This is a genomic window from Compostibacter hankyongensis (assembly GCF_039541075.1).
Taxonomy (GTDB): Bacteria; Bacteroidota; Bacteroidia; order Chitinophagales; family Chitinophagaceae; genus Compostibacter; species Compostibacter hankyongensis.
On sequence record NZ_BAABFN010000002.1, the window covers coordinates 274377 to 295079 of the forward strand.

Genomic DNA, 20703 nt, shown 5'->3' on the forward strand with positions numbered 1-20703 from the left:
GAACAATTTGGGAACTGTCATTTTATAACCTAAACACATCAAAGGTATGAATTTATTGCTACTTCCCCAGGGTCGCCGGCCGGGTGCCCGCCATGCCTTAAAGCGGAAAGTCATGATGCAGGTCAAGTTGATTCCTCTCCTTTTATTGGTTGGTTGCCTCCAGGTAACAGCCCGGGGATATGGGCAGCAGGTAACCCTGAGTGCACAGGATGCCAGCCTTTTTGAAGTATTTAAATCCCTTCGTCAGCAAACCGGCTATCTTTTTGTCTATGACCTCCGTATGATAACGGAGGCAAAGAAAGTAAGCCTGACGGTGAAAGATGCCCCTTTGGATCAGGTGCTGTCTATGTGTTTCCGGAACCAGCCCCTAACCTATGCCATAGTGGATCAGACGGTTGTAGTAAGGGAAAAGACTGTAGGGTCAGCCGCTCCCCCGGATACGCTTATCGATATTCAGGCCCGGGTAACGAATGAAAAAGGAGAGCCCCTTCCCGGAGTAACTGTGACGGTAAAGGGAACCGCCAGCGGTGCAGTAACGGATGATAAGGGAACCTTCGCCTTGAAAGACATAGGGGAACATACCACTCTCTTGTTTACCAGCATCGGCTATAAGAACAAAGAAGTGTCGGCGCGCAGGGACTTTCCGCCAGCCATCGTATTGTCTGCCAGCGCCAGCGGCCTGGATGAAATAGTAGTGGTCGGTTACGGAACACAAAAGAAAAAAGACCTCACCGGAGCCATTTCTTCACTGAATGTTACCCGCCTGGAAAATGAGCATCCGGCTACCGTACAGGACGCCCTTCGGGCCAACGTGTCGGGTCTTAATATCGGATTCAATGCATCCGCCAAGGGCGGCGGAAGCCTGCAGATCCGGGGCAGGAACTCCCTGACGGCTGTTTCAAGTCCTTTAATAGTAGTAGATGGCGTAATATATAACGGAGCCCTGGAAGACATCAATCCCCAGGATATTGAATCCATAGATGTATTGAAAGATGCCAGTGCTGTGGCGGTATACGGGTCGAAATCCGCCGGCGGTGTGGTGGCCATTACTACAAAAAAGGGGAAAAGCGGAAAGCCTGTTATAAACTTCAATACCAACATCGGGTTGGCTACCATGGAAGTAAATCAGCCGGTATATGACCCAAAGTCGTTTATGATCATGAGGCAGCATGTAGAGGAAAGCATGCATGCCGGAAATGCCAAACCCTATCAGTATGCAGATCCCCGTAAGCTGCCTGCAGATATCTCGGTCGACCAATGGCTGGCTTATGACGGCGCTACCGGGGATCCCGTCAGCGTATGGCTGCAGCGGCTTAGTTTTACGTCCATCGAAATAGCCAATTATAAAGCAGGACGCAGCACAAACTGGTATGACCTGGCTTTCCGGAACGGACTGCGGCAAGACTATACCATCAGCCTTTCCGGTAGAACCGAAGCATTATCGTATTACTGGTCCGGCGGGTACGAAAAGAACGAAGGTATTATCGTGGGAGATGAATATAATACCATTCGAAGCCGCCTGAACCTGGAAGGAAAAGTGACCCGGTTTCTGACGGTAGGTATCAACACGCAGTTCGCCGACCGCGACGAAAGCGCCGTGCCGCTTAACTGGGGGAGCGTGGTAAACCGTCCGCCTTATGCATCTTTATACAATGATGATTCCACAGACTACCGGCGCTATCCCAGCGATGCCTCTACTACGGGGTCTAATCCTTTCGGGATACGGAAGTATACCGACCGTCTGACAAAATACTATACCTTAAATTCCCGGATTTATGCGAATGTGAAATTGCCTTTCGGGATAAACTACCAGGTGAATTTTACCCCGCGGTTTGAATGGTACCAGTATTTTAACCATCAGTCCTCCAAATGGCCCGATTTCGCGGATGTCGGCGGTACCGCATCCCGGGAGGAACATCAGATCTACCAATGGCAGGTCGACCATCTGCTGACCTGGAATAAGACCATAAAAAATGACCATCACATTGAAGTGACCTTATTGGCGAATGCAGAGAAATACAATTACTGGTCAAACAGCATGAATGCCAGCCATTTTGAACCTAATGATGTGCTGGGTTATCATAACATCGGAGCCGGAACGGTTCCCCCGATCATATCCAGCAACGACGAGTACAGCACCGGGGACGCGTTGATGGCTCGTCTGTTCTATTCGCTGAAGGACCGTTACCTGCTTACGTTGTCCCTGCGCCGCGACGGCTACTCAGCCTTTGGTCAGCGGAACCCCAGGGCCAGCTTCCCCGCCGCTGCGGCCGGATGGGTTTTTACGCAAGAACCCTTTTTTAAATCAAGCTGGCTGAATTATGGGAAATTGCGTTTCTCCTATGGCGTAAACGGCAATAACGCCATTGGACGTTATGATGCGCTTTCGCGTTTGAATTCTTCGAAATATCTGTATGTAAACGGAGACGGTACCCTGGAAACGGTCGGTAACTCGTGGGTGGGCGTGCTTGGGAACGTCAGCCTGAAATGGGAAAAAACCGCCGCTTATAACATCGGTCTGGATTTTTCTCTTTTAAAAGACAGGCTGAGCGGATCGCTGGAGGCATACAAAAGCCAGACCACTCATCTGCTGGTACAGCGGGCGCTTCCGGTTACTACCGGATTTGATTTTATGCTGGACAATCTTGGAGAAGTAGATAATAAAGGGATAGAGCTGAGCCTGAATTCACTGAATATGGACAGGAAGAACTTTTCATGGAATTCCAGCTTTAACTTTTCCCTAAACCGGAATACAATAGTACATCTCTACGGCAATATGGTAGATATACTGGATGAAAACGGAAAAGTTATCGGACAAAAAGAGACCGACGATGTCAGCAACCGCTGGTTTATCGGTCATGCCATAGATGCCGTGTGGGACCTGCGCATGCTGGGTATCTACCAGACCGGCGAGGAGGAAGCTGCTGCTATTCACGGGCAGAAGCCGGGGGATATTAAATTACAGGACGTAAACGGCGACGACAAATACTCAAACGAGGACCGGCAGTTTCTGGGCTATACCGAGCCGCGCTTCCGCTGGACATTCCGGAATGAATTTACTTTATACAAGCAATTCTCCGTATCCTTTATGCTTTATTCCTACTGGGGACATATGGCGGTCTTTAACCAGGCGCAGAATACCACCTCCGGCAGCGCGCTGGATTATTATAACAGCTATGTATTCCCTTACTGGACTCCCGATAAGCCCATTAATGATTATGCAAGGCTATACTCCAACGGTGGAGGGGCCAGCTTTAATACCTACCGGAAAAAATCTTTCATCCGGCTGGATAACGTAGCGCTGGCTTATACCTTCAGCCAGCGGCTTCTGCAGCGGGCAAGCATTAAGGGACTGAAAGTATATTTCAACGTCAAAAATGCTGCTTTTTATGCACCCGACTGGAATTACTGGGATCCGGAAAACAGCGGCCCCACGCCAAGGACCTATAACCTGGGGATCAATCTTACGTTGTAGTCATCGTGAAACTTTTTAAAAGAAGGATATGAAATCGTCATATAAAATCATTTTATGGTTAATGCCGGCGCTGCTGGCATTTACAGCCGGGTGTAACAAAGATTATCTGAAACCCAGGCCGCTTTCTTTTTATACGCCGGAGAACCTTTATAATACGGCAGAGGGTTTGCAGTCGGCTCTGGTCAATAGTCAGCAGAACCTGTATGCAGAATACTTTGCCGACGAGGCGCCTTTCCTGACCCAGATGGTATTGTCTGACGAAGCGGTAAATGTGCTGTCTACTACCTGCCAGAACTTTAACGTATTGCTTCAGCCGGAAGCACCGCTTAATAATACCAATTATATAAAAACCGGCTGGTTCTGGGATTACGGGTATAAGGGCATCAAATTGGCCAATACGGTGATCTCCTACATTGATGTTCCTAAATGGGATACTACCTCTGCGGAGGATATGGCTACCCGGAATACGCTCCTGGGCAAAGCGTATTTTGAAAGGGCTCTGCGCTATTACTGGCTTTGCAATACTTACGGGGATGTGCCGTGGGCGGGCAAGCTGTATACTACGCCAAAGCTGGATTTCTATTCGGTCAAGCGTGAGGTGATTTTGGAAAAAATAAAAGAAGACCTTGAGTGGGCGGCGGAATGGGTGCCGGAAAAAGCCGATAAAGGAGATGTGCCCAAAGGCGCGATACTCCATTTGCTGACCAAGGTGTATCTGGCGCTTGGTGATTTTGATAATGCGATCCGGACCGCCAGCCTGGTCATCGACGGGGGTACTTATCACCTCATGACCGAGCGGTTTGGTGCGGACAAGGATGATCCTTCCAAAAACCTGCTCTGGGATTTGCACCGCCCTGAAAACAAGGCGCTTCCGGAAAACAAGGAAGCCCTGTATCTGCTCATCGACCGCCCGAACGTACCCGGTAACAGCGGCGGATCCAACCTGATGCGGAACACGGTTCCCGCCTATTTTGATCCTGATGTCAGAACGCCGAACGGGAACCAGGGAATGGCGCCGATAACCGATATAGAATTTGACATGATGGCAAAATACGGCCGGGGAATAGGACGGTATCGCCCCACCTGGTACCTCGAGCATACCATCTGGGATAATGACGCGAGTGATCTGCGTCATACCCGGGGCAACTGGACCTTTATGGACGATCTTGTATATGACAACCCTGCCCTGAAGGGGGTGGACCCTTATTACGGAAAGCCGCTGCAGAAGTATAACGCAACAGGTACACTTCTGATTGGCGATACCATGAGAAAATGGTACAGCTGGCCCCATCATAAACTATATATTATTGATCCCGAAGTGTTGCAAAGCGAGAGCGGCGGACATGGCGACTGGTATATCTTTCGTCTTGCCGAGACCTATCTGCTGAGAGCGGAAGCTTATTGGTGGAAAGGGAATCTTGGGGCTGCAGCTAAAGATATCAATGCCGTCCGGGTCCGTGCCCAGGCGAAGCCCATTGCCCCCGACGCTGTAAACATTGAAACCATCCTGGATGAACGCGCCCGGGAACTTTGCTATGAGGAGCCGCGAAAAGAAGTCCTTACACGAATTGCCTATCTTTTTGCCAAGACAGGCAAACCCTATAAGAACAAGGTCTATACCCTGGAAAATTTTTCCAGCCAGAACTTCTGGTACGACTGGGTTATTGAGAAAGGCAATTATTACAACACCGGCAAGGTGACTATTGTTCACGGAGACCCCTTTACCATAAGTCCTTACCATGTGCTCTGGCCCGTTCCCCAGCATGCGATCGATGCCAATGTGAACGGTGTGATCAACCAGAACCAGGGATATATAGGAGACGGCAAATCGGTTCCACCGCTGGATGCCTTGCCTGAAGAATAAAACCTGCTTATTTTTAAGCGGCGGCTTGTTCGTAGACGCTGCCTTTACAAGAGTAATCTGAATAAAATGCCGAGAAAAATACTGTTTATCCTGTTGCTGACAGCGGGTGGCTATTTTCCTGTATGCGCTCAGCAGTCCCCGGGAAATGATTATGGAATAAGTGTGCGTGGCCACATGATTACCATAAAGGCCGGATCGCTTACGCGAACCATTCATATCGACTCGGCCGGTTTCCGGACGACAGATATCCATATCGGCCGGGAAAATCTGCTGAACCGTGCAGCGAAGGAAATGAGCCTCCATTTTTATCATGCTTCACCCAACCGGGAGCCGGAAGGCATGGAAGACCACGGGGAAAACGGCATACGGCAGGAAGCCACCGCCGCTAACCAGACGGACGCCCTTAACGTTTCCGGGAAAGATACTTTCCGGCAGGATACAAAGTGGACAGACAGTACGGCGCTTTCCGCCGCCGGTTTCGGCGCCGTGTTTGGCTATACCCGTTATACCGTTTCCTTTCCCGCCCCGGGAACCACACGTCTGACGATCCGGAGCCGCGGCATCCGCGGGTCATTCCGGAATGTTGTCGTGGATGTGGTTTACGAGATATATCAAGGGTATCCCGCGATTCGTAAATGGGTGACCGTTACCAACAACAGCGCGCAATGGATCAAGATCGACGACCTGGTCATGGATGATCTCGAGCTGAAGCCTTCTTTTTGCCATACCACGGATTTCACGCCGTCGGAAAGAGGCGCGGTTTCCAGTATCCGGGGCTTCTCAAATGAACCGGCAACTGCCGGTATTATTGCGGTAAGCGAAGTCCCTTCGGCATTGCGGTCGGTAGAATCCACCGGGGCGATGGGCTACATTTCCTCCTATTTTGAATGGGTGCTCGGGCCGGTAGAAAGCTTTACCTCGGAACCCGTATGGATGTATGCGTTTAATGGTGAGCGGCAGACCACGCTTTCAGGAGTATCTACGCCGATGGACAGAACCATTGAAGGAGACTTTCAGACCTTCTTATACGAAAAGATCGGCATCAAAAGAGATGATGAGGGGATAAGTCCCATCTGGTGCAGCTGGAGCAACTTCGGGGCGCTCATCAACGATACCCTCATCAGGAAGATGGCGGATATTGCATCCGCCATAGGCATCCGTACGATATTGCTGGATGCGGGCTGGTCGAAAGGAAATACGCCGTCTTCGGGAGCGCCTTTCAGCACGGCGCCGGACCGGGATAAATTCCCCGACTTTGCCGGCACCTGCCGTTATATTACAGAAAAAGGGCTTCGTCTGGGTTTATGGCTGACCTGTTTCCGCCATCCCGCTTATGCCCGCGATCTCAAGGTGCTGCCGCACGCCTACAGCCTTCCGCGCATCGAAAGAGACGGAGGGCTGGCCATGAGCTTTGCCAGCCGCTGGCGCTATTATTATGCCAATGACCTGGTCGACCTGCACGATCGTTACGGCGCGACCTATTTTAAGCAGGACCTTACGAATATCAAGTTCGGTGATATTGCAAAAGGACACGACAGCAGAACGCGCAAGGAATCCGTGCTGAGAGGCCTGAGGGGCTTGCTTGAATCGCAGGACCGGGCGGCGGCTTCCGCTCCCGATATTCATCTGGAACTGACCCATGAAATATACTGGGGCACGCCGGGGACACCCTGTGATGTGGCTGCGCTGAAGCATGTCCCCTCTTTTCATGTTCCGCCGAATGATTATTCGGGAGCCGGAAAAACGAAACAGCCTGTAAATGACAGCTGGCCATATGCTCCGGATAGTTTACGGCAACAGCTACTGGCAGGCTGTTGGCATGTCCGTTCGAAGCTATATGCCTATCGCGGGTTGCCGCTGAATGCCATAGAGTATTATGGCGCCGCTACCGTAAATTACAAAGGAAGTCTTACCGCCCAGGTGCAACGAAGGCAGCTCTGCAGCTGGCTCATGGGGGCTCCGAATGTGTTTGCCGGCGACCTTTCTTCCCTGACCGCAGAGAATATCCGGGTTTATCACGATGGCTTTGCCCTGCTGAAAAAGTTGAATGACCGCTATGGCATTTACCGTCATTTTCAGTACAGTGGGGTGCCGGCTCCTACCGACAAAGACTGGCACTGGTGGGGCAAGCTGAATGAAAAAGGATACGGCGCGGTGGTCGTAATGCGCGGCAGCGGAGGTGCGGCCCGGCGGCAGATCAATATCCCCTGGGTGCAGGCGGACCGTAAGTACAAGGTAAGGCTCTGCTTCCGGGATCAGTCAAAAGGCGTCTACTCAGGAAAGGAACTGGCGCAGGGAAAATTGACGCTTTCCCTGGATACATACGATCAGGAGATCATTGCGCTCACGCCCGTATCTCAACCCTGAAAGGCTTTGCCCGAAAAGGACACTGTCCTTGGTTTATTTAGTCTCCCGGAGCCTTTGCGGTGCTGCTCCCTTCCGTCAGACCTGTGGCGCCCAGCAGGATGGCGTTTTCGCCAAGAGTGCTTTTAACCATACACATACGCAGCCGGCTGTCCGACAGTCCGCGGATCAGGATATCTCGGAGATGATAAATCGGTTCCTCCTCTTGATGCTTTGCCAACGATTAAAACCATTATACACTTTCAATGAAGTCCAATATGCCGGAATATATTAGTCGGGTAAATAAATCTGATTTCGATACCAGTTATCCCAAGATAAAAAAAATACCTAAATTTAAGGACAACTCTGTTAAACAGTAGCTGTTGCCACAGTTTTAATACATAGGCATCACAAAGATGTAAATTATAGTTATTTATGAGATTTCTTTATAAAAACCCTTTATTGATCTTATTTTTCGTTTATGCGCCGGCGATAGGGCAAAATCGCTTGGAAGATTGCATGGCCATACTTAAGAAAGATACCCTTACTATCAATAATAGCAGGATAGAAGAAAAGTGGATATGGAATAATGGGAATATTATACCTTATAGCATAAAAAATATAACAAACGGAAAGACTTTGGTAACCAAGGCTTCTTCATTACCCTTTGTTCTTCCCAATGAGTCATTCCGTAGAAACGAAGACTTCTCAGTTATAAATAAACAAAGGGATAGCGTCAATGGAATCCCATCTCATCTTGAAGTAACTATCATTAATCGTTATACTAACATTGATGTCAAGCAGGAGTATTGGATATTCCCCGGGATACCGGCGATCTCGCAAAATATTTATTGGAAATATCACATTCACAACCATCAGTCCAAGACAACGGCTGATTCATCGGAGAAGAACGCTGAGAATAAACCGTATTCGTTGCATTATGGAATCAAAGGAAAGAATTGGTCAATGAGTGTAGTTCAGTTTAGAGACCAGACGGATCATCATGACAATCTCATTAAAGAAGAAGAATTCATCCCGTATACCGCCAGGGAGCATTACACGGGTAATCTCCTCTTAGCAAATAACTTAGATGATGGCATGAGTTTCTTTATTCTAAAAGAGGCTCCTAATGCAAACAGTCAAGTTAATTATCCGGGTTACGATTACACAGTCAGTAATACAGCGATAACCATTCCATGTGCAGGATTTGAAGAAACAAGTATCGCGGGAAACTGGATAAAAGGATATACCATTACCACCGGTATCGGCAATAGTAAAACAGGCAATCTTCTTTCTTTACGGCAATATCTTCAAAATTCTATCCTGTATGATCCTTCCAGATATGAAATGATCATGTCGAATACATGGGGGGATCGTGGCCAGGATGGGAAGATCAGCGAGTCTTTTATCCTGAAAGAACTAAAAAGTGCTAAAAAATTAGGCATTACCCATCTCCAGATCGATGACGGATGGCAGCAAGGCTTATCGCAAAACTCAGCTTCAAAAGCAGGAAGCCTATGGGATGCATGGACACCTGACAATTGGCTTCCCAATAAGGATCGTTTCCCGAATGGCCTAAATAAAGTTATTCAATCTGCAAAAGAAAATAATATTAAGCTTGGGCTTTGGTTCAATCCATCCAGCAAAAACAATTATGCCAATTGGGAAAGGGATGCCGATATTCTTATTAATCTTTATAAAACAGACAGTATACAATATTTCAAAATTGACGGTGTAATCATACCCAATAAAGAGGCAGAAATAAATTTCGAAAGATTCCTTAAAAAAGTAAAAGAGAAGACTGGCGGGAGAGTATTTTTCAATCTGGACCTTACCGCCGGAATAAGAGGCGGCTACTTTATGTTTCGTAACGCAGGGAATTTATTTCTGGAAAATCGTTATTCTGACTTTGGAAATTATATTCCCTTTCATACGCTGAGAAACCTTTGGATGCTTTCTAAATATTTTCCGCCACAGATGTTACAAGTCGAATTTCTGAATAAATGGAGGAACGAGAATAAATATTCACCGGGAAATCGCTTCTCTCCTATTCATTACAGGTTCGAATATTTATTTGCTATTGCCATGATGGCTCAGCCCCTGGCCTGGATGGAAACTTCAAACTTACCTCAAGAGGCATTTGACTGTGCGCCGCTCATAAAGCAATATAAGAATGTGATGGCTGATATACATGCAGGGATGATTATGCCGATAGGAAATTGTCCCGATGGCATCTCCTGGACAGGATTTCAGTCTATTAAAGATAACGGAGGCTACCTGCTCATTTTCCGTGAAAGCGGTAATAGAAGCAAAGAAGTATTTAACCTATATCAAACCCATGGAAGAAAACTTGCATTTGAAAAAGTCCTTGGCAATACCCAGACATCAATTTGCAGGTTTATCGATAATGGGAAAATTGAAATAACTCTTCCGGATAAAAATTCATTTGTTATGTATAAATATGAGGTTCAGTAATTTATTATGTTCTCTTGCACAGGATTCGCTGGAGTGGGCTTATGAGGACCAATGAGAAAATTTCCAAGACCGGCGGCCTGGGCGGACAGTATCGTGACTAAGAGCCAGGTTGTAAGTAAATAGTATGGGCGGTACGTCCGCCGGATGACCATTCGGGCGCCGGAAAAACGAAACGGCCTGTACATGACCGCTGGCAGTACGCTCCGGATAGGCTCAGACAACAGCTGCGTTTCCTTCCGTCAGACCGGCGGCGCCCAGCAGGATGGCGTTTTCGCCAAGCGTGCTTTTTACCACACGGGTATGCAGCCGGCTGTCCGACAATCCCCGGATCAGGGGATCGCTGAACAGCTCCCAGGCATTGGCGATATTGCCGCCCACCACCAGCACCTCGGGGTTGTGCTCCTGCAGCCAGGGCAGCAGGCAAAGGCTGAGCGTATGCCCGAACTCTTCAAAGACGATCTGCACGGTGCGGTCTACCCGCAGCTGCTGCACCAGCTCTTTTACATCTTTGACCTCCCGGCCGGAAAGCTCCCGGTAGCGCTTGACGAACCAGCGGGTAGACAGGTAGTCCTCCGCAATGCTGTCCCGGAACGGCATCTTGTACAGGGTAGCTTCCCTGGCCTGACCGTCATGGAAATAAGCGGAACCCAGACCGGTGCCCAGCGTAATGCCGACGGCGCTCCGGCAGCCACGGGCAGCCCCGTTGATGACCTCGCCGGAAAGAAAGCAGGCGGCGTCGTTCTCAAATACGATGCTTTCCGGCGGCCGGGATATCTGCCCGCTGAGCTTTTCCCGGATGTTGAGCCCGAACAAAGACTCGTATTTATGCAGGCCGCGGATATGGCTGATGCCTTTTTCATAGTCAAAGGGACCCGGCATGGCAATGCCGATACCCGTAGCCTGCTTGCAGCAGGCGAAATGAAGCACATAACGGATGGCCTCGCCCCAGAGGCGGAGAATATCGTCGGCCGTGCCTCCAGCGTTTACGCGCATCCGCGTCCTGCTGCCGTAATTGACCTCTTTCTGTATCAGATCCACAGCCGCCACCGTAACATGCGATCCGCCGATGTCCACACCGATGGCATAATTGTTTTTTTCTGTCATGATATAACCTTCAGTTACTGTTGTTTTAAAATTTAAAGTTCCAGGTCACCGCAGGGATCACCGGGAACAACGCCACTTCCTTGCCCTGCACCTTCAGGGTGCCGTCCAGCGCCCTGCCTTCCTGGTCGAAATACAGGAAGTAGGGATTGAGCCGCGAATAGGTGTTATACAGCGAAAAGCTCCAGCTGTGCGAAAACTTACGCCCGGGCTTCGGTGTCGGGGTATAGGTCGCCGAAAGGTCCAGCCGGTGATAGGCCTTCATCCGGTAAGCGTTGATCTCGCTGTATTCCTGTGTGAGCGTTCCTTCGATAAAATAGAATTTCTCCGGCAGGGTTATCGCGTTGCCGGTACCATATATAAACACGGCAGACAGGTTCCACTTTTTATTCAGCGCATAGGTAGCCACTACGGAAAGGTCATGCCGGCGGTCGTATTTTGCCGGATACCTCCTTCCCTCGTTCAGGTCTGGAAACTGCCGCCAGGTCCACGAAAGCGTATAGCCGATCCAGCCGGTGAGCTTTCCCCGCTGCTTGTGGATGTACAGCTCTGCTCCGTAGGCTTCTCCTTTCCCTTTCACAAATTCGTTTTCCGGGTCCTCCAGGGAAGGCGTGTAGCCTTCGCGAAACTCCAGCTGGTTGCGCAGGCTTTTGTAATACAGCTCTACCGAGGTTTCGTACATGTTTTGATTAAAGTTCCTGAAATAACCGATGTCGTACTGCCAGGCGATCTGCGGACGGGTGCGGTAGGTGCTGGGTACCCAGAGATCGGTAGGCAGCGTGGAGCCGGCATTGGATACCAGGTGAATGTATTGGTAGTTGCGGGTAACGGCCGCTTTCAGGGAGCTGACATCCGAAAGCGCATAGCGGAGGATGATCCTCGGCTCAAGTCCCCCGTAGGTTCGTACCGGCTCCCATCTTTTGTATACGGTGCTGTCGGTCTTGTTGCCCCCCGCATCGCGGGTATAGCTGGTATAGGGACCGATCTGCTGGAAGCCGCTGTAGCGGAGCCCCAGGTTTATCTTCCACCGCTTGCCTGCTTCCCAGTCGTCCAGCAGGTACAGGCCTATCTCATGGGCATATTTTTTCAGCGGGTTTTCAGGGTTAAAAACCTCGTCGCCGGAGACGCCGGAGGCCGTAGAAGGAACGAAGGTATGATAGATGTAATTTGCGCCGAAAAGAAGGTGATGGCGGGGTGTGGGATAGTAATCGAAGTCTATCTTTCCGTTGACATCCCGGATGCCCGACTTCAATCCCACCTTCAAGCCGTTCTGCACCGCATTAAAGGAAAAATCATAATCGTTGTAGAGCAGGGAAGTGTTGGCGAAGAGCCGGTTGTTGAACAGGTGGTTCCAGCGCAGCGTGCCGGTGGCGTTGCCCCAGGGGATGCTGGCCGAAAAGGTTTGTTCCCGGCTGACGAACTTAAAAGCGTCGCGGCCGAAATAACCGCTCAGGTACACCCGGTCTTTATCCGAAAAGATATAGTTGACCTTGGCGTTAAGGTCATAAAAGTAATAACCCGATCCCCGGAAGGAGCTGTTTTTGGAGACAAAGGGCTTCACCAGCATATCCACATAGGTGCGCCGGCCGGAAATGATGAAAGAGGATTTGTCCTTTTTTAAAGGACCTTCAAAAGAAAAGCGGGAGGCCACCAGTCCGATGCCTCCTTCTCCGTGAAAGGTTTTGTTGTTGCCCTCCTTCATGCTCACATCCACCACCGAGGAGAGGCGGCCGCCGTAATTGGCCGGCATGCCTCCTTTGATCAGGGAAACGTTCCGGATGGCATCCCCGTTGAAGATGGAGAAAAAGCCGAACAGGTGTCCGGTGTTGTATACTGGGGCGCCGTCCAGCAGGATCAGGTTCTGGTCAGGGCTGCCCCCCCGGATATAAAGACCGGCGTTGCCCTCCCCTGCCGACTGTACGCCGGGCAGCAGCTGTATGGATTTCAGCACATCCACCTCGCCGAACAGGGCCGGCAGCTTTTTGATCTCGCCGACGGAGAGGGTGGTTTTCCCCATTTCGGTAGTGCTCACATTTTCATCCTTCCGGCTGTCGGTGACCACCACCTCCTGGCTGCGCACGGTGGTGGTAGAAAGCTCCACGTTCAGCTGACGGCTTTGCCCCAGGTCCACCTCCCGCTCTTCGGCGGCATAGCCGAGAAAGGAATACAGGAGAGTATATTTTCCTTCCCGCAGGGTCAGCGAATAGAAACCGTAATTATTGGCGGTAACGCCTTGACCGGTTTCCCGGACCAGCACGGTAGCGCCGGCGAGCGATTCTCCGCTGGCCCCGTCGCGGATATAACCGCTGACGGTGTGCAAGGCCTGTGCCTGCACGGAAAGGTTGGCGGACAGCAGGGCGACCGCAAGCCATGTAACAATCCGGATCAGCAGATAATCTTTACAAAAGGAAGACAACCGCGGGTTCATCGGTGCAAAGATAAGGTATCCGTAACTGACGGGTGCGGGTATCGCTCCCGAAATGTGTAACTTTGCGTCCCATTGACGATGAACCTATGTTGATTGCCTTACAGAATATCACCTTTGAATTTGGCGCCCGCGCCATCGTAGAAGACGCTACCTGGCATATCATGCCCGGCGAACGGATCGGCCTGATCGGCCTTAACGGTACGGGAAAATCCACCCTGCTGCGCATCATCAGCGGCGAATACCGCGTTTCTTCCGGATCGGTGGAAAAGGCCAGAAACCTTACCCTGGGCTTTTTCAACCAGGACCTGCTGAGCTTTGAAAGCGACGACTCGATCCTGCAGGTGGCCATGACCGCCTTTGAAGAGGCCCTGCGGCTGGAAAAGGAGCTGGAGCAGATCACGCGGCAGCTGGAGCAGGACGAGAACGAAGCCCTCCTGCATACCTATAGCGACAAGCTGCATGCTTTTGAGCTGCTGGACGGCTATGACATGCATCACAAGACGGCGGCCATGCTGGAAGGGCTTGGCTTTTCCACGGCCGACCTGCAGCGGCCTTACCGCGAGTTCTCGGGAGGGTGGCGCATGCGGGTGCTGCTGGCGAAGATGATGCTGCAGAAGCCCGACCTGCTGATGCTCGATGAGCCCACCAACCACCTCGACCTGCCCTCCATAGAATGGCTGGAGCGGTACCTGCAGCATTACGACGGTACCGTGGTGATCGTATCGCACGACCGGTATTTCCTGGACCGCATGGTTACCCGTATCGTGGAGCTATACCAGCAGCAGCTGCATCATTACGGGGGGAATTATACTTTTTACCAGCAGGAAAAAGAGCTGCGCCAGGAACAACAGCGCCGCGCCTACGAAAACCAGCAGGAATATATCCGGCAGCAGGAACGTTTTGTGGAACGTTTCCGCGCCAAAGCCACCAAGGCCGCCCAGGCGCAAAGCGCCCTGAAGCGGCTGGAGCGGCTGGACCGCATCGAGGAGGTGGATAGCGGACCCGGCCGCATTCATATTAATTTTACCGTAGACAAAACCCCCGGCAAGATGCTCTGCACGTTGCAGGATGTCAGCAAAAGCTTTGGCGATATCTCCGTGCTCCGGCAGGGCAACGCGGCCATTTACCGGGGAGACAAGATAGCCCTGATCGGAGCCAACGGCAAAGGGAAGTCTACCCTGCTGCGCATCGTTGCCGGCACCGAGCCCTTTGAAGGTACGCGCAACTGGGGACACAACGTGGAGCCCAGCTTCTACGCCCAGCACCAGCTGGAAGCGCTGCACCTCGAAAACGGGATACTCGATGAGCTGAAAAGCTGCGGCAGCGGCAAAACGGAGCAGGAGCTCCGGACGCTGCTGGGTTGCTTCCTCTTCTCCGGCGATGATGTTTTCAAAAAGATCAAGATTCTTTCCGGCGGAGAGAAAGCGCGGGTAGCCCTGGCCAAGACCATCATCAGCAAAGCCAATTTCCTGCTCCTTGATGAACCGACCAACCACCTGGATATCAATTCTGTGGAAATGCTGATTGAAGCTTTGGGGCAATACAGCGGCAGCTATATCCTCGTATCGCACGACCGGTATTTTGTCAGCCGTACCGCCAACAAGATCTGGGAGATCAGCGAGGGAGAGATCAAAGAATTTGCCGGCACTTACGACGAATGGGAGGACTGGAAAAAGCGGATGGCCCTGAAGGCGGCCCAGCCGCAGCCGGCTATTCCGGTTGCGGAAGCAGTCGACAGCAAGGCCCCGGTCCCGGTTCCCGAAGAAGCGGTAGCCTCGTCTGCTCCTGCTGTTGCGGAGGAGATCGCCGCTCCCCGGAATGCCATCAATAAAACGGTGAAAAAAGAGGTGCAGAAACAGCAGAAGCGTTTTGCCGAGCTGGAGGAAAAGCTGAACAGCCTTAACAGCCGTAAGGCAGCGTTGGAAGCCGCCCTCGGCAATCCTGAAATATACGCGGAAAAGGAGAAGTTCCTGCAGCTGGAACAGGAATACCAGGACGTGACCACCCGGCTGGCGCAAACCAATGCCAGCTATGAGAAGGCGTTTGAGTCGCTGATGGCTCTGGAAGCCGAACAGCAGATCCCGAAGAACAATGCAGTCAGATGAAGTCAGGGCTGTATATAGATAAAAGATGGGGAATCCTGATCCATATCGCGGTCTGGGTGCTGTTCTTTTCCCTGCCGCTACTCCTGAATCCGCCGTTTGACACCAGAGTGACCTCGTTTGACAACGGTGTGACCTCGATGGTCGGCTTCCGTCCGCCCAGGTTCAACCTGTATCATGCCCTGAACGATCTGCTGCTGATTGGCCTTTTCTATCTGAATGCCTATCTGCTGCTCCCCCGCGCTATCCGGAAAAGAAGGATTGGGCAGTATCTTCTCTTACAGCTGCTGGTATTGCTGGCATATGTGCTGGTCAACCATCAGCTGTTCATGTGGCTGCTTCGCCCCAGAGGAATGCCCTTCTATTCCGATGTCGTTTTTTTCCGGGATCATGTCGGCGTCCGGGGTCATGCCGGCGATGTACGGGATCGCATAAGGGCTCTTCAGGCGCCTCATTTGGGCCCGCCCTTTGAAAGAGGATTTTTTGCCCGTCTCTTTCTCATCATACCCCGGGCCGCGCTGCTCCCCTACGCCCTGATCCTGCTGTCCAGCACGGCATTCCGGATGATCGTGGACCGTATTGCGAGCGAGCGTAAGGCCAAGGAACAGGAAAACGTAAACCTGAAAACGGAATTGTCGCATCTCCGCACCCAGATCAGCCCACATTTCATGTTCAACGTACTGAACAATATGGTGTCCCTGGCCAGGAAAGGCTCGGATCAGCTGGAACCCTCCCTGCTCAAGCTGTCTTCCCTGATGCGCTACATGATCTATGAAGTCAGGGAGGACAAAGTGCCGCTTTCCAAGGAGATCGAATACCTGCAGAGCTATATCGATATACAGCGGCAGCGCTTCATGGGTACGATGCGGGTTCATGTGGATCTGCAACCCGTTCATGAGCATTATACCATAGAGCCCATGCTATTGATCCCTTTCGTGGAGAATGCTTTTAAGCACGGCGGCACCCTTGCCGGGGATGCGGAAGTGGATATCCGCCTGCAGGTGGAAGGGGATGTGCTTTATTTTTCTGTCCGCAATAAATACCAGGAAACTCCGGAGGATGCGAAGGATAAAACTTCCGGTATCGGCTTGGCCAATGTCAGAAGAAGGCTAAATTTGCTTTACGGCGACCGCTATCATCTTGAGATCGGCCGGAAGGAGGATAAATTCCTGGTCTCGCTCCGGATAAATCTGCACTGATGCTTAAATGTATTGCCATAGACGACGAGCAGCTGGCCCTCGATCTCCTTGAGGATTATATCCGCAATGTCCCTTACCTCGAGCTGAAAGCGCGTTGCAGGAATGTGCCTGAGGCCATAAAGGAGCTGCAGCAGCAGACCGTTGATCTGCTGTTCCTCGACATCATGATGCCGGGTATAACCGGCCTGCAGTTCATCGAGAGCATGCGGCACCGGCCCATGATCATCCTTGTTACAGCTTACGAAAAATATGCTCTTGAGGGATTCAACCTTGATGTGATCGATTATCTGGTAAAACCGGTGCCGCTGCAACGCTTTATCAAAGCCTGTAACAAGGCCTGGGAATATCGCCGGCTGGATCTGGTTCAGGAAAACCGGCAGCCTTCTCCGGATGCAGGCTATTTTTTTGTGAACGCCGATTACAGCCTGGTGAAGGTAGTTATCTCCGATATCGTTTGGATAGAAGGGCTCAAAGACTATATCAAGATTCACCTGCAAAGCACTTCAAGGCCTGTCGTTACGCTGATGAATATGAAGACCATCGAGGATCAGCTTCCCGCGGCAGGGTTTATCCGCATCCATAAGTCCTATATCATTTCGATAATGCAGATCACCGCGATCCGCAAGAACAGTATCTTCATCGGCACAACCGAACTACCGGTAGGAGGCAGCTACCGCAGCACTATAGAAGCGCTTGTCCGTAACTCGGGCCAGTCCGGTACCCCGTTTTCCTGACCGTTACGTGCTGTGTTGCCGCCAGCGCTAATGACCGGCGGAGACGCCATGGCGTTCCAGATCCGCACGGGTTATCGTCGGTGATTTCCCCTGCCGGATCCGATCTCTTACCATATTCCCCACGCGCATCGCCTTTTCCCGGTCGGGGAAAGGTTGTCTGCCCGGCAGACCGGGAATGCGGTCCTGGTAGATGAAAAGACGGTGGTTGACGCGTATGCTGTATCCCCATCCATCGGATATGCGTACAGGTACCGCCTCCACAAGCGGGTCAGCGTTATTCCGGTAAAGCAGCATGGCGACCGCAGCCAGGCCCAGGATGAGCAATATGCTGCAGGCAACCTTTATGATCTTCCGGCAGCGCATTAGTCGTTGCTGTCGTCTTCTACGTAAGGCTGGAATTCCCAAAGATCATCGTACTGGGTTGTGCCGTCCGTGCCCCCCACGGCGATAAATCCTCTGTTCTTGACGGCGAAGCCGGTAGCGCCCACCCGTGGCGTACCCTGGAAAGCGGTCCGTTCGATCCAGAGATCTGTTTTCGGATCATACTCCCATACGTTGGAGATAAGAGAAGGGGTTTCCCCGGTGGCAATATAAGCGGTGTCGTCTATAACGAATGCAGCGGCCCGCCCCCGCACGATAGTGGTGTAGTCGTCGTCATAGGAATCGTCGCTCGTATTGGTAATATCACGTTTCTGGGTCCATTTGTCCTGAGCGGGATCATAAGCCCAGAAATCATTTACGAGGCTCCCGTTATTGACGCCGCCGAATATGTACGCCATGTCCTTGATGACAAAGGCGGTGGCATACATCCTTTTGCTGCCTCCCATGCTGGCCTTCTGGGTCCACTTGTCCGATGCAGGGTCGTACTCCCAGAAATCCTTCAGGTATCTGCCGTCGTATCCGCAGGTGATGTAACCCTTGCTGCCTATGCCGAAGGCCACGGCTGCATGGCGGGCTGTGCCTCCGAAATCGCTTACCCTGGCCCAGACATTCTTTTCCGGGTCATACTGCCAACAGTCTTTCAGATAATCCACGCCGTTATAGCCGGTAGCGATGTATCCCCGGTTATCTGCTGAAAACCCTACCGCACCGTTCCTGGCCTCTCCCGGGAAATCTGCTTTCTGCGTCCAGGCATTTTGATCGGGGTTGTATTCCCAGCAGTCCTTCAGCCGGTTCTTCCCGTCGAATCCTGTCCCGACATACGCCTTACCATTGACGACAAAGGAAGCCGCATCATTGCGGGCATAGCCGTCAAAATCGGATCTTTTTATCCAGTTACCAAGGGTTGAGTCCGAATCGCTGTTCTTTGAACATCCGGCGATCCCGGCCATAAATGGGATTAACCATACGCAGATTGTCCTGTATTTCATATCACAGTTTGAATGATGCTGATTTTCGCCAAAAATAGTCCGGTGGGAAAGACACAAAGAAATTAATAGACCAAAGGGAATAATTTATCGATAGGCTTCAAAAAAGATTCGATTACCAGACAAACCGGCGTTCCGGAATGTTTGGTCGAGACAATTTCCGTTTTCATACATATTCGGGTCTGCCCGGTACAGGCGGTTTGTAATTTACGCCGCCGTAGGGGATGGCAGCCAAAGTCTGTATTCATTTCCTAAACCGGCGATCCAAATACCTGTTACCATGAGCGCTTTCCAATACCCGCGATACATCGTTCCGCTGATCCTGAGTGTATGTCTCTGGATATCGGCCTGTAAAAATGTGGAATCCGATATCGGCAGTTCTTTCTTCCAGGGGCATGCCAACGTGCTGGAAGTGGACACCATGACTGTAAAGATGGAGACGGTGTACCTGGATTCTATTCCCACCAGCAGCACGGCGACCATTCTGCTTGGATCTTATCAGGATCCCGTTTACGGAACCGTATCGGCTTCCTCCTACCTGCAGCTGGGGGCGCCTGACGATCGGTCGATCCCTGCCTCTGCGGTATATGACTCCCTGTGTTTTATGCTGAGACCCAACCGGTATTTTCTGGGAGATACCACCCGGGAAGTGCCCATTGCCATATATCCTTTGTCCGAGCTTATCGATCCCGGCGAAACAGGGGCCGAATACAATACTACCCGCTTTTCCCGCGGATCCGCGGCGCTGGGCAGCTGGACCGGCAGGATCTATCCCGGCCGAACGGATTCCATATCCATCCGGCTTTCCGATCTGCTGGGCCGTACGCTGCTCTCCGCTATCATCGACAACCCCGATAACCTGTCGACGGACAACCTCTTCGCCAACTATTATCTGAAGGGACTCATGCTGGAGAGCACAGGCGGCAAAGCGCTGCTGGGCTTCCATGCCGGCGACTCTTCAGGGTTCATGCGATTGCATTACCATCTTGCTACGGATGTCAAAACTTCGCTGCATACCGACTTTAGCATAGCGGACCCCGTACTTCAGTTCAATCACATCAGCACAGACCGGAGCGGTACCCTGTTCGGCAGTCTTGGAAGCGACCAAAAGGCCATGAATGCCGATGTCACCGGTTACCGGAGCGTGCTGCAGCCGATGAGCAATATGGCCATCCGCATCAGCTTTCCCTATCTCCGGAACCTGCAGCACCTCGGGAGGTATGTGGATATCCTGAGCGCGGGGCTTACCCTGCATCCCGAAGCAGGCACCTATACATCCGATATTCCGCTGCCGCCTGCTGTGGCCCTCTGCATTACCCAGGACTATTATCATGTCCTCGATACGGTGATAGGGTCCGGAGGAGTAGCCTACGGTAATCTCATAACGGATTATTCCTACCATAATACCTCCTATACCTATGACCTCTCCTCCTACCTGATCAGTGAAATGCAGGTGAAGAGTGATTATGATAAAACGAGTCTTCTGCTGTTGCCGCCGCTGCCGGATTATAATACCACTTTCCGGAAGCTGGTGATCGATAATCAGTCGGCAAAAAGTTCGGGAATTACCCTGAGTGTGCAGCTTGTCACATATGACACCAAGTAGATGGACGAG

13 protein-coding genes are annotated in these 20703 nt (G+C 51.5%); 8 read left to right on the forward strand and 5 right to left on the reverse strand.

Annotated elements, in window-relative coordinates; genetic code table 11:
• Positions 1-46: 46 nt before the first annotated feature.
• The 3 genes from ABD851_RS06025 (at position 47) to ABD851_RS06035 (ending at position 7706) form a co-directional block, all read left to right on the forward strand.
• Positions 47-3475, forward strand: a complete 3429-nt coding sequence (locus ABD851_RS06025) for a SusC/RagA family TonB-linked outer membrane protein (RefSeq protein ID WP_344977015.1) — start codon at positions 47-49, stop codon at positions 3473-3475.
• Between the two features lie 28 nt (positions 3476-3503).
• Positions 3504-5339, forward strand: a complete 1836-nt coding sequence (locus tag ABD851_RS06030) for a RagB/SusD family nutrient uptake outer membrane protein (protein WP_344977018.1) — start codon at positions 3504-3506, stop codon at positions 5337-5339.
• Between the two features lie 174 nt (positions 5340-5513).
• Positions 5514-7706 (forward strand): alpha-galactosidase, encoded by a 2193-nt coding sequence (locus ABD851_RS06035; protein WP_344977021.1) that lies wholly within the window; start codon positions 5514-5516, stop codon positions 7704-7706.
• 37 nt (positions 7707-7743) lie between these two features.
• Here ABD851_RS06035 and ABD851_RS06040 read toward each other — a convergent pair whose 3' ends face one another.
• Positions 7744-7923 carry a hypothetical protein gene (locus tag ABD851_RS06040; RefSeq protein ID WP_344977024.1) on the reverse strand — a complete coding sequence of 60 codons (180 nt, stop codon included), beginning with the start codon at positions 7921-7923 and terminating at the stop codon, positions 7744-7746.
• 194 nt (positions 7924-8117) lie between these two features.
• Here ABD851_RS06040 and ABD851_RS06045 point away from each other — a divergent pair, with 194 nt between their 5' ends.
• Positions 8118-10157, forward strand: a complete 2040-nt coding sequence (locus tag ABD851_RS06045) for an alpha-galactosidase (RefSeq protein WP_344977027.1) — start codon at positions 8118-8120, stop codon at positions 10155-10157.
• Between the two features lie 213 nt (positions 10158-10370).
• On the opposite strand, the gene ABD851_RS06050 is transcribed toward ABD851_RS06045, so the two are convergent.
• The gene (locus tag ABD851_RS06050; RefSeq protein ID WP_344977030.1) at positions 10371-11261 is read right to left on the reverse strand and encodes an ROK family protein; all 891 of its coding nucleotides are present in this window, start codon (positions 11259-11261) and stop codon (positions 10371-10373) included.
• Between the two features lie 25 nt (positions 11262-11286).
• Positions 11287-13686 carry a TonB-dependent receptor gene (locus ABD851_RS06055; protein ID WP_344977033.1) on the reverse strand — a complete coding sequence of 800 codons (2400 nt, stop codon included), beginning with the start codon at positions 13684-13686 and terminating at the stop codon, positions 11287-11289.
• 86 nt (positions 13687-13772) lie between these two features.
• On the opposite strand from ABD851_RS06055, the gene ABD851_RS06060 reads away from it, so the two are divergent.
• Genes ABD851_RS06060 through ABD851_RS06070 form a run of 3 tightly spaced genes read left to right on the forward strand, consistent with a single transcriptional unit; the run spans position 13773 to position 17721 of the window.
• Entirely contained in the window at positions 13773-15791 is a 2019-nt protein-coding gene (locus tag ABD851_RS06060) for an ABC-F family ATP-binding cassette domain-containing protein (protein ID WP_344977036.1), read from the forward strand.
• Positions 15788-16987, forward strand: a complete 1200-nt coding sequence (locus ABD851_RS06065) for a sensor histidine kinase (RefSeq protein WP_344977039.1) — start codon at positions 15788-15790, stop codon at positions 16985-16987. The genes ABD851_RS06060 and ABD851_RS06065 overlap by 4 nt, the downstream gene beginning before the upstream one ends.
• Positions 16987-17721 (forward strand): LytR/AlgR family response regulator transcription factor, encoded by a 735-nt coding sequence (locus ABD851_RS06070; RefSeq protein WP_344977042.1) that lies wholly within the window; start codon positions 16987-16989, stop codon positions 17719-17721. Before ABD851_RS06065 ends, ABD851_RS06070 begins: the two co-directional genes overlap by 1 nt.
• A 27-nt stretch (positions 17722-17748) precedes the next feature.
• On the opposite strand, the gene ABD851_RS06075 is transcribed toward ABD851_RS06070, so the two are convergent.
• A complete protein-coding gene (locus ABD851_RS06075) occupies positions 17749-18084 on the reverse strand; it encodes a DUF4907 domain-containing protein (RefSeq protein ID WP_344977045.1) in 336 nt (111 codons plus the stop codon).
• Positions 18084-19052 (reverse strand): Kelch repeat-containing protein, encoded by a 969-nt coding sequence (locus ABD851_RS06080; protein WP_344977048.1) that lies wholly within the window; start codon positions 19050-19052, stop codon positions 18084-18086. Before ABD851_RS06080 ends, ABD851_RS06075 begins: the two co-directional genes overlap by 1 nt.
• Before the next feature lie 316 nt (positions 19053-19368).
• Between ABD851_RS06080 and ABD851_RS06085 the strand changes: the two genes are divergently transcribed.
• A complete protein-coding gene (locus ABD851_RS06085; protein WP_344977051.1) occupies positions 19369-20694 on the forward strand; it encodes a DUF4270 family protein in 1326 nt (441 codons plus the stop codon).
• Positions 20695-20703 lie beyond the last annotated feature (9 nt).

Excerpts from the sequence above, each read along its gene's own strand:
- ABD851_RS06025 (WP_344977015.1), top strand. The coding sequence starts at position 47 with ATGAATTTATTGCTACTTCCCCAGGGTCGCCGGCCGGGTGCCCGCCAT.
- ABD851_RS06030 (WP_344977018.1), top strand. The coding sequence starts at position 3,504 with ATGAAATCGTCATATAAAATCATTTTATGGTTAATGCCGGCGCTGCTG.
- ABD851_RS06035 (WP_344977021.1), top strand. The coding sequence starts at position 5,514 with ATGATTACCATAAAGGCCGGATCGCTTACGCGAACCATTCATATCGAC.
- ABD851_RS06045 (WP_344977027.1), top strand. The coding sequence starts at position 8,118 with ATGAGATTTCTTTATAAAAACCCTTTATTGATCTTATTTTTCGTTTAT.
- ABD851_RS06050 (WP_344977030.1), bottom strand. The coding sequence starts at position 11,261 with ATGACAGAAAAAAACAATTATGCCATCGGTGTGGACATCGGCGGATCG.
- ABD851_RS06055 (WP_344977033.1), bottom strand. The coding sequence starts at position 13,686 with ATGAACCCGCGGTTGTCTTCCTTTTGTAAAGATTATCTGCTGATCCGG.
- ABD851_RS06060 (WP_344977036.1), top strand. The coding sequence starts at position 13,773 with ATGTTGATTGCCTTACAGAATATCACCTTTGAATTTGGCGCCCGCGCC.
- ABD851_RS06065 (WP_344977039.1), top strand. The coding sequence starts at position 15,788 with ATGAAGTCAGGGCTGTATATAGATAAAAGATGGGGAATCCTGATCCAT.
- ABD851_RS06070 (WP_344977042.1), top strand. The coding sequence starts at position 16,987 with ATGCTTAAATGTATTGCCATAGACGACGAGCAGCTGGCCCTCGATCTC.
- ABD851_RS06075 (WP_344977045.1), bottom strand. The coding sequence starts at position 18,084 with ATGCGCTGCCGGAAGATCATAAAGGTTGCCTGCAGCATATTGCTCATC.
- ABD851_RS06080 (WP_344977048.1), bottom strand. The coding sequence starts at position 19,052 with ATGGCCGGGATCGCCGGATGTTCAAAGAACAGCGATTCGGACTCAACC.
- ABD851_RS06085 (WP_344977051.1), top strand. The coding sequence starts at position 19,369 with ATGAGCGCTTTCCAATACCCGCGATACATCGTTCCGCTGATCCTGAGT.